This is a genomic window from Pseudomonas sp. C7.1, assembly GCF_056312395.1.
The window spans coordinates 349,925-365,259 of the sequence record NZ_JBWDTL010000003.1; the positions used below are offsets into that span (position 1 = coordinate 349,925).

General features: G+C 59.3%; 12 protein-coding genes and 2 pseudogenes. 10 read left to right on the forward strand and 4 right to left on the reverse strand.

The window, feature by feature from the left end; genetic code table 11:
* Positions 1-199 precede the first annotated feature (199 nt).
* The 7 genes and pseudogenes from AC0T4W_RS04915 to AC0T4W_RS04945 form a co-directional block, all read left to right on the forward strand.
* Positions 200-1,747 carry a 2-isopropylmalate synthase gene (locus AC0T4W_RS04915; protein ID WP_476316881.1) on the forward strand — a complete coding sequence of 516 codons (1,548 nt, stop codon included), beginning with the start codon at positions 200-202 and terminating at the stop codon, positions 1,745-1,747.
* Positions 1,744-2,565: an energy transducer TonB gene (locus AC0T4W_RS04920; RefSeq protein ID WP_476316884.1), complete on the forward strand. Its 822-nt coding sequence runs from the start codon at positions 1,744-1,746 to the stop codon at positions 2,563-2,565. The genes AC0T4W_RS04915 and AC0T4W_RS04920 overlap by 4 nt, the downstream gene beginning before the upstream one ends.
* 57 nt (positions 2,566-2,622) lie before the next feature.
* Positions 2,623-3,075: a ribosomal protein S18-alanine N-acetyltransferase gene (rimI, locus tag AC0T4W_RS04925; RefSeq protein ID WP_275963439.1), complete on the forward strand. Its 453-nt coding sequence runs from the start codon at positions 2,623-2,625 to the stop codon at positions 3,073-3,075.
* A 141-nt stretch (positions 3,076-3,216) separates the two neighbouring features.
* Complete coding sequence (locus AC0T4W_RS04930) at positions 3,217-5,127, forward strand: bifunctional metallophosphatase/5'-nucleotidase (RefSeq protein ID WP_476316886.1); 1,911 nt, start codon at positions 3,217-3,219, stop codon at positions 5,125-5,127.
* Positions 5,128-5,214: 87 nt separating this feature from the next.
* Positions 5,215-5,859, forward strand: coding sequence for a carbonate dehydratase (gene can / locus AC0T4W_RS04935; protein ID WP_476316888.1), 645 nt, complete (start codon positions 5,215-5,217; stop codon positions 5,857-5,859).
* A 3-nt stretch (positions 5,860-5,862) separates the two neighbouring features.
* A complete protein-coding gene (locus AC0T4W_RS04940; RefSeq protein WP_476316890.1) occupies positions 5,863-6,771 on the forward strand; it encodes a DMT family transporter in 909 nt (302 codons plus the stop codon).
* Positions 6,772-7,106: 335 nt separating this feature from the next.
* Positions 7,107-7,235, forward strand: a pseudogene (locus AC0T4W_RS04945) (phage integrase); the annotation flags it as partial.
* Positions 7,236-7,309: 74 nt separating this feature from the next.
* Here the strand turns inward: AC0T4W_RS04945 and AC0T4W_RS04950 are convergent.
* From AC0T4W_RS04950 to AC0T4W_RS04965, 4 genes are read right to left on the reverse strand one after another with little or no spacing between them, the layout of a single operon-like run.
* Positions 7,310-8,887, reverse strand: a complete 1,578-nt coding sequence (locus tag AC0T4W_RS04950; RefSeq protein ID WP_476316893.1) for a M48 family metallopeptidase — start codon at positions 8,885-8,887, stop codon at positions 7,310-7,312.
* A gap of 11 nt (positions 8,888-8,898) precedes the next feature.
* Positions 8,899-9,261: a hypothetical protein gene (locus tag AC0T4W_RS04955; RefSeq protein ID WP_476316896.1), complete on the reverse strand. Its 363-nt coding sequence runs from the start codon at positions 9,259-9,261 to the stop codon at positions 8,899-8,901.
* A 44-nt stretch (positions 9,262-9,305) separates the two neighbouring features.
* Positions 9,306-10,079, reverse strand: a complete 774-nt coding sequence (locus AC0T4W_RS04960) for a CHASE2 domain-containing protein (protein WP_476316898.1) — start codon at positions 10,077-10,079, stop codon at positions 9,306-9,308.
* Positions 10,080-10,135: 56 nt separating this feature from the next.
* Positions 10,136-10,633, reverse strand: coding sequence for a CHASE2 domain-containing protein (locus AC0T4W_RS04965; RefSeq protein WP_476316900.1), 498 nt, complete (start codon positions 10,631-10,633; stop codon positions 10,136-10,138).
* A 389-nt stretch (positions 10,634-11,022) separates the two neighbouring features.
* On the opposite strand from AC0T4W_RS04965, the gene AC0T4W_RS04970 reads away from it, so the two are divergent.
* From AC0T4W_RS04970 to AC0T4W_RS04980, 3 genes and pseudogenes are all read left to right on the forward strand, one after another.
* The gene (locus AC0T4W_RS04970) at positions 11,023-13,014 is read left to right on the forward strand and encodes a type I restriction-modification system subunit M (protein ID WP_476316903.1); all 1,992 of its coding nucleotides are present in this window, start codon (positions 11,023-11,025) and stop codon (positions 13,012-13,014) included.
* Positions 13,015-13,523: 509 nt separating this feature from the next.
* A pseudogene (locus tag AC0T4W_RS04975) lies at positions 13,524-13,763 on the forward strand (restriction endonuclease subunit S); the annotation flags it as partial.
* Between the two features lie 141 nt (positions 13,764-13,904).
* A complete protein-coding gene (locus tag AC0T4W_RS04980) occupies positions 13,905-15,260 on the forward strand; it encodes an IS1182 family transposase (protein WP_476315485.1) in 1,356 nt (451 codons plus the stop codon).
* Positions 15,261-15,335 lie beyond the last annotated feature (75 nt).

Here is a 15,335-nt window from a genome sequence, read left to right on the forward strand (position 1 = left end):
ACCCATCAGCGGTAAAGGCTCTATCCAAACAAAACGCCCGCCATTTTGGTGGGCGTTTTGCTTTTTGCAGCTTTCGTAGCGAAGTGGCATCGATACGCGCCGCGCTTCCCGCCCGTGGCATTTCACGCGACAATCAACCCTTATCGAAACGCGCCCCAATGTCGGGTGCGTGCTACGGCGACTCCGTGAGGACACCAGCATGAGCAGCAACGACCGCGTCATTATTTTCGATACCACCCTGCGTGACGGCGAGCAGAGCCCCGGCGCGTCGATGACCGGTGAAGAAAAGCTGCGCATCGCCAAGGCCCTGGAGCGTTTGCGCGTCGATGTGATCGAAGCCGGTTTCGCCATCGCCAGCCCCGGCGACTTTGCGGCGGTCAAGGCGATTGCCGACAGCATCAAGGACAGCACCGTGTGCAGCCTGTCTCGGGCATTGGATGCCGATATTGATCGCGCCGCCGAAGCGCTCAAGGGCGCCAACTCCGGGCGCATCCACACCTTTATCGCCACCAGCCCGATCCATATGCAGTACAAACTGCGCATGCAGCCGGATCAGGTGGTCGAGCAGGCCGTGCACGCGGTCAAACGCGCACGCAACCTGTGCAGCGATGTCGAATTCTCCTGTGAGGACGCCGGCCGTTCGGAGATCGATTTCCTCTGCCGCATTATCGAAGCGGCCATCGACGCTGGCGCGCGCACCATCAATATCCCCGATACCGTTGGTTACGCCATTCCGCATCAATATGCCGAGACCATTCGTCAATTGCTCAATCGTGTGCCTAACGCCGACAAGGCGGTGTTCTCCGTGCATTGCCACAACGACCTGGGCCTGGCCGTGGCCAACTCCCTGGCCGCCGTAGTGGCCGGTGCGCGGCAGGTGGAGTGCACCATCAACGGCCTCGGTGAGCGCGCCGGTAACGCCGCGCTGGAAGAGATCGTTATGGCGATCAAAACCCGCGAAGATCTGCTCGGCGTACACACACGCATCGACACCCCGCATATTCTAAGCACCTCGCGCATGGTCTCTGGTATCACCGGTTTCCCGGTGCAGCCGAACAAGGCCATTGTCGGCGCCAACGCCTTCGCCCACGAATCCGGTATTCACCAGGACGGCGTGCTCAAGCACCGCGAAACCTACGAAATCATGTCTGCCCAGTCAGTTGGCTGGCACACCAACAAACTGTCGCTGGGCAAACTCTCCGGACGCAATGCCTTCCGCTCGCGCCTGGACGAGCTGGGTATCGTCCTGGCGGGTGAGGCGGAGCTAAACGCCGCCTTCGCCCGCTTCAAGGATCTGGCCGACAAGAAACACGAAATCTTCGACGAAGACCTGCAGGCGCTGGTCTCCGACACCCTGGCCGACGAGGCGCCGGAGCACTTCAAGCTGGTCACCCTGGAAGTGGCGAGCAAGACCGGCGAGGTGCCGCAGGCTCAGGTTGTGGTCAGCGTTGCGGGGGCGGAGCACAGTGGCAATGCACAGGGTTCCGGACCGGTGGATGCCACCTTCAAGGCCATCGAGTCGATTGTCAGCTCAGACGCCAACCTACAGCTGTATTCGGTCAACGCCATCACCCAGGGCACCGACTCGCAAGGCGAGGTGACTGTGCGCTTGGAGAAGGCTGGGCGCATCGTCAATGGCAATGGCGCCGATACCGACATTCTGGTGGCATCGGCCAAGGCCTATATCAATGCGCTCAACCTGATGCAGGCGGGGCAGAAGGCTCACCCGCAGGCGGCTGACGTTTGATTGCAGAACTGCGCCGTCGCGCTTACCTGAGTGCCATGCAGGTGGCCAGTTGGCTGCCGCGTGTGGAGCTGCCGTTTGCCGCGCCCTCACGCCCGGAGTTGCTGCAGCCGCTGGTTGAGTTAGAGCCTGAGCAGGTGGTAACCGTTGCCGTGCCACAGGCGGTGGCTGAAGCTGCGCCGGCCTATGAGTCGCCGCGAGCCGAAGCCGCCTTTGCCGCGCCAGTGACCCGCCCCAAGATCGAAGTGCCGCGTCCGGCGCCTCAGGGGCGCATGGCCAAGGTGGAGCCGGCTACAGTCGACGCCGAAACGCAGATTACTTCCCAGCCAACGCCCGTCGCGCCTCCGCGTTTTGCCCTGCAATTGCTGCGTGCTGGCGCCTGTGCGCTGCTGGTCGAATTGCCCACCGGCGAGCCGTTGCAAGGGCGTGATCCGGCGTATCTGCTGCTCAAGGATCTGCTGCGCGCCGCCGGCCTGCCGGACAGTCCGCAACTGATTGGCGAGCCGGTGCGCTGGCCGCTGTTGGTGCGGGGGCAGATCGATCAGGGCCCGCAAGCGGCGCTGGAATATGTGCAGAGCTTTGTTGGCGCACGCTTGGAAGATCAAGAGCCCTGCAGTTGCCTATGGCTGGTGGGCTTGCCCGCCATTCGCTTTGCCGGTGAAGCCGATGCCGACGCCTATAACCGTGAGTTGCAGGTTGAGGGGCTGGGCGCCGCCTGGGCGCTGCCGGGCCTGGAGTTGCTGATGGATGAGCCCGAGCGCAAGCGCGAGCTGTGGCAAGCCATGCGCCGCGTGCGTCAGCGCTGGTTGGCCGACGCGTGAATACACCTTTATCCGGCCGCTTGGCCGTGGTTTCTCCTGCTTGCCGAGTCCACCTGAATGAGTGATGCAATCAGCTTCCGCCCGATGACTGCGGCGGATATCGATGCGGTGCTGAAAATCGAATACGCCGCCTTCAGCCATCCCTGGACGCGCGGCATCTTTACCGACAGCCTGACCTCCTACAACTGCTGGGTGATGTTCGAGGGCGAGCAGCAGGTCGGCCACGGCGTTATCCAGATCATCATGGACGAGGCGCACCTGCTCAACATCACCGTCAAGGCTGAAAGCCAGGGTCGTGGCCTGGGCCTGAAGCTGCTCGAACACCTGATGCAGCAAGCCCAGCAGCAGGGCGCCAATGACTGTTTTCTGGAGGTGCGCGCGAGTAATCAGGTGGCGTACCGCCTGTACGAGCGCTACGGTTTTAACGAAGTCGGCCGCCGCCGCGATTACTACCCGGCCGTGGGTGGACGTGAGGACGCACTGGTAATGGTCTGCCCGCTGTTCGATTAGGCCCTTGCCCTGCAGCGTGCTGACACGATTGGCTACCGCGCGCGGCGCTATTCGCCGCTGACCTGACGCAGAGCTTGTCGCATACTGGCGCGCGCTGCCTCAGCTGCAGCGGTATTCGGCCCATTGCCCTAAGGATTTGTCATGCGCCTGTCTGCTTCGTTGCTCGCGGTGTTCTGCCTATTCACCTCCGCTCAGACCTTCAGCGCCGAACGCAGCTTTACCATCCTGCACACCAACGACTGGCAATCACGCCTGCTCGGCTTTGGCCCGAACAACGAATATTCCCCCGCTACCACCGGCGATGACGACACCGTCGGCGGCGTTGCGCGTCTGGCCACCTTGCTTGAACAGCGCCGCGCCGCTGCCGGTGAACAACCGGTGCTGCTGCTCGATGGCGGCGACTTCAGCATGGGCACGCTGTTTCACACCGTAACCCGCGAAACCGGCGGCGAGTTGCGCCTGATGACTGAACTGGGCTACGACGCCGCGACCCTGGGCAACCACGAATTTGATTTTCGTCCGGCCGGCCTGGCCGCGATGATCAGCGCAGCGCACAAAATCAAAGGCGATGCGCTGATGCCGCTGCTGTCGATCAACCTCGGCTTCGATCCCGTACGCAAGGAAGACGACAGCCTGCAAGCGCACTATGACGCCGGGCGCATCCTGCCCTATAAGCTGATTGACAAGGGCGGTATCCGCTTTGGTCTGTTCGGCCTGCTCGGCAACAACGCCGTGGCGGTCAGCCCGATGATCAAACCGGCGGTGTTTGCCGACCCGGTGGTGACCGCCCAGGCCATGGTCGCCAAGCTGCGCGAGGAGGGCGCCGAGGTGGTGATTCTGCTTTCGCACATGGGCGTGGTGCAGCAGGAAGACGGCAGCTGGCGCGGTGAGGAAGTCGAGTTGGTCGAGCAGGTGCCAGGCATCGATATTGTCGTTGGCGGTCACTCGCACACTGCGTTGGCGCAACCGCTGCTGGTGAATGGGCGTACGCCGGTGATGCAGGCCGGCTCGGAAATCCAGAACCTCGGCGAGCTGCGTATGCGCCTGCTCGCAGACGGCAAGCCGCAGGTTGTCGACTACCAACTGCACCCGATCAATGACCAGATTGCCGGCAGCGCCGCGATCACTGCCAGAGTCGAGGACTTCAAGCAGGTGGTCAGCGCGCAGATGCTGGCGCCCAAGGGTTACACTTTCGACCAGCCGCTGGCCAAGGTCGACAAGACCCTGACCCGCGCCTATGACGATCCGATTCTCGGCAATCTGGTCACCGATGCCCTGCGCCAGGCCACGGGCAGCGATGTGTCGTTCACCGGCAACGGCACCATCCGCGACAACATGATCATGGGCCGGCATGGCGTGCAGGCGGTGTCCGACCTGTTCCGCATCGCTCCGCTGGGCGTTGGTGAATTGGATAATGCGCCGGGCTATCCGCTGATCAAGGTGTATGTCAGCGGGCAGGAGCTGAAGAACCTGCTCGAAGTGCTGCTGCTGGCCTATCAGGTGCGCGAGAGCAAAAGCTATTACCCGCGCGTGTCGGGCCTGCGCTTCAGCTACAACCCCTGGCGCGTGCCGTTTGACCGGGTCAGCCGGATTGAGCTGGGCGACCCGATCAAGGGCTACACGCCGCTCGACCTGGCCGATACGCGCCTCTACAGCATCGGCGCTACCAGCTATGTCGGCAGCTTTACCTGGCTGGTCAGCGACCTGACCAAGGGCCTGCTCAGCGTGCAGCCCAAGGATGCTAAGGGCCAGCCGCTGGCGGCGATCAAGGACGCAATCATCGATGCCGATCCGCAGCAGCCCGGCGTGCAGGAATATAAAGAGTGGCAGGGCCTGCTCGACCATATTCGCAGCCTGCCGGATTTGGACGGCGATGGCCTGGCCGATATCCCGACCCGGGGCGCGGCCGCCGAGCAGCGCATGCTGCGTGCGCCCAGCCTGCAGCCGGCAGAGCTGTACCGCTACGCCGGGCCGTTGCAGTGGGGCGTAAGCCTGGTGCTGCTGGCGGGCCTGCTGTTGATTCTCTGGTTGTTGCGCCGCCGCCGCGCCTGAGCAGATTGCTGTACCTGAGCGCCGCGCGTGCTTGTCAAAAGCCCGCGGCACTCCTATGGTGCGCATCGACGAACCTGGGAGTGACGCATGAGCGACCTACAACACCTCTTCGATAACAACGCGCGCTGGGCCGAAGCGATCAAAGAGGAAGATCCCGAGTTCTTCGCCAAACTGGCCCAGCAGCAGGTGCCGGAGTACCTGTGGATCGGTTGCTCCGATGCGCGGGTGCCGGCCAACGAGATTGTCGGCCTGCTGCCGGGCGACCTGTTCGTGCATCGCAATGTCGCCAACGTGGTGCTGCACACTGACCTCAACTGCCTGTCGGTGATCCAGTATGCGGTCGATGTGCTCAAGGTCAAACATATCCTGGTCACCGGCCACTATGGCTGTGGCGGTGTGCGCGCCTCGATGCAAGACGGCCAGCTCGGCCTGATCGACGGCTGGCTGCGCAGCATTCGTGACCTCTACTACGAGCACCGCGAGCACCTGGCGCAATTGCCCAGCGAGGAAGAGCAAGTCGACCGCCTGTGTGAGCTCAACGTGATCCAGCAGGTGGCCAACGTCAGCCACACCACCATCGTGCAGAACGCCTGGCATCGCGGTCAGCCGCTGGCAGTGCATGGCTGTATCTACGGCATCAAGGACGGCCGCTGGAAGAACCTCAACGTCACCGTCAGCGGCATGGAGCAGCTGCCGCCGCAATACCGCCTGCGCCCGCTCGGGCAGAGCTGAGGCATGCAATCTTCCGTGCGTGTCGCGCTGGCTGGTCTGCTGCTGGCAACCCTCTGCTGGTCCGGTAATGCCCTGGTGGCACGGGCGTTTGCCGGTGAGATTCCGCCGTTTGCCTTGTCATTCTGGCGCTGGAGCCTGGCCCTGGTTCTGCTGCTGCCCTTCGTGGCCAAGCCGCTGTGGCAACACCGCGCGGCATTGCGCGCAGCCGGCTGGCGTTTGCTGGTGCTCGCCGGCGTCGGCATCGCGGGTTACAACAGCCTGCTGTACGCCGCCGCGCAAACGACGGCAGCGATCAATATCACCCTGGTCAACACCTGCCTGCCGCTGATGACCTTTATCGGCGCCGGCCTGCTGCTCGGCGAGTGGCCGCATCGACGCGCCTGGTGGGGCATGGGAGTGGCCGCAGGCGGGCTGCTGGTGCTGATCAGCAAAGGCAGCTGGGCCAGCCTCAGTGGCCTGGCATTCAACAAGGGTGATCTGATCATGCTGCTGGCGGTGGCCGACTGGGCGCTTTACTCGCTGCTGTTGCGGCGCTGGGCCAGCCACCTGCTGCCGATCCCGCCGCTGGCACTGCTTGGCGTACTGATGCTGCTGGGCGTACCGCTGATTCTGCCGTTCTATCTTTACGAACTGGCCCAGGGCGCGCACTTCAACCTGACGCCAGAGAACCTGGCCGCCATCAGCTACACCGCGATCTTCGCCTCACTGCTCGCCTACCTCGCCTGGAACCACGCCATCCGCGTACTCGGTGCCGCCAAAGCGGCCCTCTCCAACTACCTGATGCCGGTGTTTACCGCCATATTGGGTTGGCTGCTACTGGGGGAGGGCCTGCAGAGCTACCACTGGCTTGGTGCTGCGCTGATTTTTGCGGGGTTGCTGCTGGGTACGCAGGGGCGTGTGAAGGGGCGTTGAGCTGAGAGTGAAATAGGTAGTTTGACCACCAAGTTGTACTGCGTCTGACTTCGCCAATACAAACCGAAAATGTGAGGGGCATCCGGGTATTTGCGGATGGAAGCTCTGCCGCATCAGAAGCAGTAGCTTTTTTCACGAGACAACAAAAAACCCGCCGAAGCGGGTTTCTTCAAGACCATTCTGACTTCCTGTCAGAAGCCTCCTAGGCAATGGCCGATCCTCCTTGATCCTGAGCGCGTCCTGCGCTTCAGTTGATGTGTGTAGATTAGATTCGGGGGGCAGGCGTTAACAGAGGAGATCGCAGCCAATGCGTGTAAGCCTTTCGCTATAGCGGCATCCTCAGCCTGCAGCGAATCCTTGGACATTCCTCCATGACCAAGCGCTATGCACACTTGTCGCCTGACCATTTGAAGCCTGTACTACGGCTATCGCCCTTGGCTCAGAGCGAGCATCCGCCTGCTTAAAAGTGCAGGGGATGCGGGCTGGGGGATTTGAGGAAAGGTGGGCGTGCTGGACGCTTACGTTTATTGAACAAACCTCAAGTTTTTACCGGTACAACCTTCTTACAGTTTTCTTTTTGTGCAGGATACTTATCGCATTTTCGCAAGATGCTCTGGACCTGTGGCTCGTTCTTAAGTTGCTGATTGGCCAGCAGCTTCTCAGTAATAAATAACTCTTCTGAGCCTAGATTGCGCTCAGCCTTATCTATCATCGCCAGTGCGGATTGAGCGTCGCCCCGCTTGAGATGGTAGCTGATCATCAAGTCGTAGATCGAGGGGCCGGCCAGAGTCCAGTCTTGTATTGACTCCAGATCGTTGAGGGCTTTGCGACTATTGCCCTGGGCTAAGTGCAGATTGAATGCCGCGCGCCGAACACCTGGCTGATTTTTTACTGGCGAAGAAAGCGCGCGCTCGGTGAACACTTGGGCTTCACGAGTTTTCCCCTCCTCAAGTGCAACCGTCGCGGCATAGGCATCTTTGTATCCTTGCATAGCACTCGCGACTGCTTTCGAGTTGCGCACTTTAGGCCAGCTGTTGCGGTCAACCCTCGCTCTGCGTTCCTGGCGATATTCGCGCTGCAGGTACTGGCGTAGATCCTCATCGCGATCAATCGGAGACATGTGCGAGCGATTTAAGTACTGGCCTGCCGAGTTAATGCTGGTGGCCAGCCCCTGATTAAGCAGAATGTTCAACTCTTGAGTTAAGCGGTTAAGGTTGAGCTGTTTAAGTGAATCCTGCATTGCGTGCTTGCGCGCACTTAGGAAGCTGTTGAGCAAAGGTTTCTGCTTGCCTTGGAAATCATTTAGCCGCTGCAGGCTGTGGCTGGCAGCACGCGGTGCATAACCGCTGAGAATCATCAGGTCTGTACCGAGTAGATCAGCTTGATCCTCTTGGCTACGGCCCCAGGCGGTACTCCAAACATTATCTGAGAAAGTATTGGCCAGCGCGGTGTAAAGGACGGTGTTCCCAATAGTTTTCTGCGTTCCGAGAGGGTCTTTGCTGATTAGTTTCAGGCTGCCAGAACTTCTGTCTATGCTGGCGTTGGAGGCTATCACTGCAATGACCGCAGTCGTTGCGATGTTGGTCATTAGCTTTTTTTGCTGCTGGAAGGCAGCGATACGGTCATGGTGACGGAGCAGCACATGGCTCATCTCATGGCCAAGCATGGCGGCAATTTCGTCTTCGCTCTCAACATTGTCGAGCATGCCCAGCGGGACAAAAATATTGCCATAAGGATCGGCCGAAGGACCAAAGCCATAGCTGTCAATAATGCGTATCTGCAACGGAGGAAGTTCACCTGGCCAGCCCTTGGCAAGACGGCTGACGATACCTTGCAAATAGCTTTGCAGTTCTGGGATGTGCACCAGATTCTGCTGGCGGGTTTCGGCTGCCGGAATGGTCCGACCATCGAAGCTCAGACGTTGTTTGTTCAGTTGCTGGGGATCCAGTTTGAAATGCTCACGTACTTCGGCCTGCTCGAAGTAGCGGCCAATTAAACGTGATTGTGTCGACGGGCCTACAAGGTTCATTAAGGCTTCATCTGCACCTTGCATGGTTTGGCAGCCGCCAAGGATCAGGATAGCGAGTATCGGTAGTGTCAGTAGATGTCCTTTCACGAGTTAATCCCTTATTTGCTACAGCCGGCACCAAAGCCAATGGTGGAGTTGTTTTGATGGTCTTGTGCCTGACTGGTGGGCATTTTCTGGCAGGGTAGCTTTACAATCTTGCTAGGGTTCAGGCGTAGATCCATGGTGTCCAGCCAAACTTTCTTGCCTGCTAGCTCGACTTGCACAAGCTCCAGCTCCTCGTTGTACCGTAGTACTGGCAGCGGGCTAGGTGGGGCTTCGCTTAAGGCTATTTCGCGCTCAAGCTTGCCTTGCTCATTCAGGACTGCAATTGGGTCGGCGAGAAACTCCTCGACAGTCGGTGAGGCTGCTAGGCAGGCGTGGCTGACCAGCGTGCTGAGCAGAAAAACAAAAATTTTATTCATATCGAGGGGTCCTTGAGTGGTATGAAAAAAGCGCTTCGCTAACCTTAGCCGTCTAACCAGGCTTCGATCTTGTCGCCGAACAGCACGAGCGAAAGCAGCAGAATTGCCAGAACATTTGCGGGGGTAATGTCATAGGCATAAAGCACGAGGCAGAGCAGGAGAAGAAAGCCAATCACCACGCACCACGAGTACCGCACCTTGGCAAAAAAACGTTTCTCCCAGTGTGGCCAAGGCGATACCGGCGCCAGCTTATTCCGGTGCTGATCATGCAGAGCCTTCAGCACGGCTATCAGCAGCAGCAGGGCGACTTCGACCAGATCCAACCAGTCGATACCCCAGAAAAGATTTGATGGGTCGCGGTCATAGTTCATGCCCTGGGTGATGAGGTTATCCAGAGCCATTGCGTGCATGTAAATGCCGGGGATTTTTCCATGTAGCGGCGACTGAACCAAGTCACTAGCAGAGGTAATGTGTGCACCGACTAGAATCAGCTTGTTCGCCAGCAACTGCTTAAGTAGCGCACGGTCTTCGACGCTGTTGGCCTCCAGATCGCTGGCCGACAGGGTCAGGGTATAAGGGCAGGTCGCCTGGGCCGAGCTACCCAACTTCCAAAAAACCGCTTGGAAGAACTGGTCCAGAAAACCCGGTTCCGTACAGTGGCGGATATCGGATATCTGTGCCTGTTGTGGTGCAAGGTCGAGACCCCATTGCACGGCAATGGGTGGTGCCTGAATCGATTCTATGACGCTTGCTGGCAATGTTTTGCAAGCGTGCTCTCGGCAATAGTGGCGATAAAGCTGGAGTGCCGGGGTTTCCATGGCCCCTACCGCTGTTTGTACGGAGAGTGGATACCTGTCGCTAAATCCGCTCCAGCTCACCAGAGCTGGTGAGCTGGTGAGCTGACGCTGGCAAATTGCGGTAGAACATTGATCTGACTGTCTTTCCCGCGTGCTTGGCCGGTATTTGCGAGCAGTAGAGGGATACGCTGGTGCTGGTAGCGCGCAAAAACATTGGCCAGCAACTGGCTCCCCTGACTAGGGTCGCCACGAGAGTGATCGTGGCTGTAGAGCAGATCGATGAAGAGTGCTGCGGGCTGGTAGGAGAGCAAGCGCTTGAACAGCTTGCTCTGCTCGCTGTAAGGCATCGGCCAGTAGGTGTTGTTGCGTAGCAAATAGGCGTCGTCAATCAATACGACGACGATATTTTGCTGCCCTCGAGTATCGTAGAAGCCGGAAAACATCCGATTGAGCCACTGGGCCGAAGCGTTTTCCGTCGAACTTGTGAGCCCGAATGGGTCAAGTACCACCATAAGCAGAATAAAGATGCCGCAGAGATACTTTCGCCAAGTGTAAATAGCAAAAAAATTGAGCATCCTGATCTAACCAAATCCATGATTGCACTTTGATAACGCTCGCAAATTACTTTGCATTTCTGTGGCGGTCAACAGACTGTCGCCGAGGATGAATTATCCAGTGGGAAAGGCCTTTGGTGTAGCAGGGGCTATAAGGCGGGTGAGAATTGGTGGTCATGAACGACTGCCCCTGACCGACTCTGCTGAAAAAGTCCGGTTTTGGTTACACGTGGAATACGCGTCTACGCTTACCCATCGCTAACCGACTGATTCCATGCGTACCGCGCCATGCGCACCCGCCATTCGCCAAACGTTACGAGCGTGTGGAGGTATACAGCCGCATGGATGTGATCGGATAGTGTTCGGCGAGGTAAACTCCGGGTTTTGTTAGCTCACCTAGGAGTTGTTGCGTGAACACGGAGAATCATTCCCAGACGGCCGCTTTTCTTTGGTCCATTGCCGATCTGTTGCGCGGTGACTTCAAGCAGTCCCAGTACGGCCGCATCATTCTGCCGTTCACCCTGCTGCGGCGGATGGAGTGCGTGCTTGCGCCGACCAAGGATGAGGTGATCAAGCAGACCTTCGCCCAGGAAGGCCGCCCCGATACCGTGCGCGAGATGATTCTGCTGCGCGCTGCTGGTCAGCAGTTCTTCAATGCCTCGCCGCTGACCCTTGGCACGCTGTCCGACACCCAGACCGCCGCCGACCTGATGAGCTACGTGCAGGCGTTCAGCAAAGATGCCCGCGAGATTTTCGAGCACTTCCACTTTGAAGACTTCGTGCAGCAGCTGGAAACCGCCAACCTGCTGTATCAGGTGGTGCAGCGTTTCGCCGCCACCGATCTGAGCCCCGAGAACATCAGCAACTTCGGCATGGGCATCATCTTTGAAGAGCTGATCCGCAAGTTTGCGGAAAGCTCCAACGAAACCGCCGGGGAGCACTTCACCCCGCGCGATATCGTGCACCTCACCACCTCCTTGGTAATCACCGACCAAGACCACAAGCTCGCGCCCAACAGCATCGTCACCATCTACGACCCAACCGCCGGCACCGGCGGCTTTCTGTCTGAGGGTGATGAGTACATCCAGTCCATCAGCGAGAAGGTCAGCGTGTCGCTGCACGGCCAGGAGCTCAACCCCGAGTCCTACGCCATCTGCAAGGCGGACATGCTGATCAAGGGCCAGGACGTGGCCAGCATCAAGCTCGGCAACACCCTGTCCAACGACCAGCTGGCCGACAAACGCTTCGACTTTATGCTCAGCAACCCGCCTTTTGGCGTGGAATGGAAGAAGGTACAAAAACAGATCACCGACGAGCACAGCCACAAGGGCTTCGGCGGCCGCTTCGGCCCCGGCCTGCCGCGTGTGTCTGACGGTTCGCTGCTGTTCCTCCTGCACCTGGTCAGCAAGATGCGTGACCCGCGCCCCGATGGTAAGCAGCAGGGCGGCTCGCGCATCGGCATCATCCTCAACGGCTCGCCGCTGTTTACCGGCGGCGCGGGTTCGGGTGAGTCGGAGATTCGCCGCTACCTGCTGCAGAACGATCTGGTCGAAGCCATCGTCGCGCTGCCCACCGACATGTTCTACAACACCGGCATCGCCACCTATGTGTGGATACTCAGCAATCACAAGGCCGCTGCGCGCCAGGGCAAGGTGCAGTTGATCGATGGCAGCCAGCACTACGCCAAAATGCGCAAGTCGCTGGGCAGCAAGCGCCAGTACATTACTGAAGATCAAATCAGAGAGCTGGTGCGCCTGTATGGCAGCTTCGAGCAAACCGCACAGAGCAAAATCTTCCCCATCGACGCCTTCGGCTACCGGCGTATCACCGTCGAGCGCCCGTTACGCCTGAACTTCCAAACCAGCGCAGAACGCATCGGCAAAGTGCTGGAAGAAAAGGCCCTGCAGAAACGCGACAGCGCCGCTCAGCAGCACCTGCTGGCTGCCCTGGAAGCGATCGACGCAAGCCAGTTGCACCGCAACCGCGAGCAGTTCAGCAAGCTGCTGAAAAAAGCCCTCACCGCACACAGCGTCAGCCTGAGTGCGCCGGAACTTAAAGCCCTGATGAGCGCCCTGAGCGAGCGCGACCCCGAGGCGGATATCTGCATGACCAAGGGCCAGCCGGAAGCGGATGCTGGCCTGCGCGACAACGAGAACGTGCCGCTGGGCGAGTCGGTGTACGACTACTTTGCGCGCGAAGTCATCCCCCATGTGCCGGATGCCTGGATCGACGAAAGCAAAACCGATGCGCTGGACGGCGAAGTCGGTATTGTCGGCTTCGAGATTCCCTTTAACCGCCACTTCTATGTGTTCCAGCCACCGCGTCCGCTGGCCGAGATCGACCGCGATCTGAAAGCCTGCACCGACCGTATCAAACAGATGATCGAAGGACTGTCGGCATGAGTTTTCCGGCGTATCCAGCGTATAAAAAATCTGATGTGGAATGGCTAGGCGAGGTGCCTGAGCATTGGATATTAACGCCGTTAAAGCATCTCGCATTACTCAACCCGAGAAAGTCAGGCTACGACGGCGATACTGAACAGCTATGCAGCTTCGTTCCCATGGAGAAGCTAAAAACTGGTGTCGTGCAACTGGATGAAGAGCGCCCCATCGCAGAGCTTATTGGCGGCTACACCTACTTCGAAGATGGAGACGTATTGCAGGCCAAGGTCACGCCGTGCTTCGAGAATAAGAATATTGCGATTGCCAAAGGCCTAACCAATGGGGTCGGGTTCGGCTCCAGCGAAATCAACGTTCTTAGGCCCTATCAGGGTGTTAATGCTGCGTACCTTTATTACCGCGTGCAGGAAGACAGTTACATGGACTTCTGCACTTCCAGCATGATCGGTGCTGGCGGGCTGAAGCGGGTGCCCACTGATGTGATCAATAACTTTAAGGTCGCGACACCTGAGGTAATTGAACAAACCAAAATCGCCCGCTTCCTCGACCACGAAACCGCCCGCATCGACGCGCTGATCGCAGAGCAGCAGCGCCTGATCGAGCTACTCAAAGAAAAGCGCCAGGCCGTGATCTCCCACGCCGTGACCAAAGGCCTCGACTCCACTGCACCGATTAAAGACTCCGGCGTGGAATGGCTAGGTGAGGTGCCGGCGCATTGGGAAGTATCTAAGTTCGGCTTTCTGAAAACGGTCCTTACTGATTACACGGCTAATGGCTCATTCGCAGATTTGAAATCGAATGTCACTTACCTAGGAGCCTGTCGGACTTTCTGACTCTTCCTTGCGCTGAAAGTATTCGCGACAATCAAGGCCCTGCAATCGAGAGCCCCGCTGATGAGCCGTTTTGTCCTTGCTGACCGAGACACTGCGTATTTACTACCGCCTTCGGTGAACGAGTGGTTGCCGGCGGATCACTTGGCGCGGTTCGTGGTCGAGGTCATCGAGCAACTCGATTTGAGCGAGCTGACTGGGCAGTATGCGGGGCGGGGTTCAGCTGCCCACCATCCGGCCGTGCTCCTGGGGCTGCTGATATACGGCTACGCCAATGGCGTGCACTCCAGCCGCAAGATCGAACGCGCGACCTATGACTCGGTAGCGTTCCGTTATCTGGCGGCCAACACCCACCCCGATCACGACACCTTGGCTACGTTCCGTCGACGTTTCCGGCAGCAGGTTGAATCGCTGTTCGTCCAGGTGCTGATGCTGGCGCGCGAGATGAAGCTGCTCAAGCTCGGTCATATCGCTCTCGACGGCACCAAGATCGAGGCCAACGCCAGTAAGCACAAGGCCTTGTCCTGGGCGCACGCCAACAAGATCGAGGCGCAGTTACGCCAGGAGGTCCAGCAGTTGCTGGCGCTGGCCGAGAACAGCGACTGCGCCGCCGTACCCGATGGCATGGATGTGCCGGCGGAGATTGCCCGGCGCGAAGATCGGCTCAGCGCGATAGCCCAGGCCAAAGCGAAGATCGAGCAACGTGCAGCTGAGCGACACGCCATTGAGCAACAGCAATTCGAGGCCAAGACGGCCAAGCGTGAGGCCCAGCGCAAGGCTGGAAAGAAACCACGCGGCAAGGATCCAGAACCGCCCGCAGCGGGCCCCAAAGACAGCGATCAAGTCAATCTGACCGATGAAGAGTCACGCATCATGCCCGTCTCCGGTGGCGGCTTCGAGCAGAGCTATAACGCTCAAGCCGGGGTCGACACCGAGACGATGCTGGTGGTCACACAGCATGTAACCCAGGCCTGCAACGACAAGCGCGAAGTGGTTCCCACGCTACAGCGCATAGCCACCTTGCCCGCCGAATTAGGCGAGGTGAAAAGCCTGATTGCGGACAGCGGCTTCTTCAGCCAGGCCAACGTGAGCGCCTGCCACGAAGCCAAGGTCGAACCGCTTCTGGCGCTCAAACGCGAGTCGCACCACACCCCGGTACTGGAGCGCTTTGCCACCGACTCGCCGCTACCACAGACGAGTAACCCAGTCGAACAGATGGCTCACCGACTGAGCACGCAAGAAGGTCGAGCGCTGTACAGGCTACGCAAACAGACGGTCGAACCGGTGTTTGGCATCATCAAGCGAGTGATGGGCTGGCGGCAGATGAGCATGCGCGGCCTGGCCAACGCCCAGGGCGAATGGAGCCTGGTGACCATGGCCTGGAACATCAAGCGTTTGCATGTGCTACGCGCGATGTAACGCGGCCGAAAAGTACGCCCACCCGCGTCCAGGCAGCTGCTCAGGTGCACGAACGGACCGCCTGGGTTCGCGATA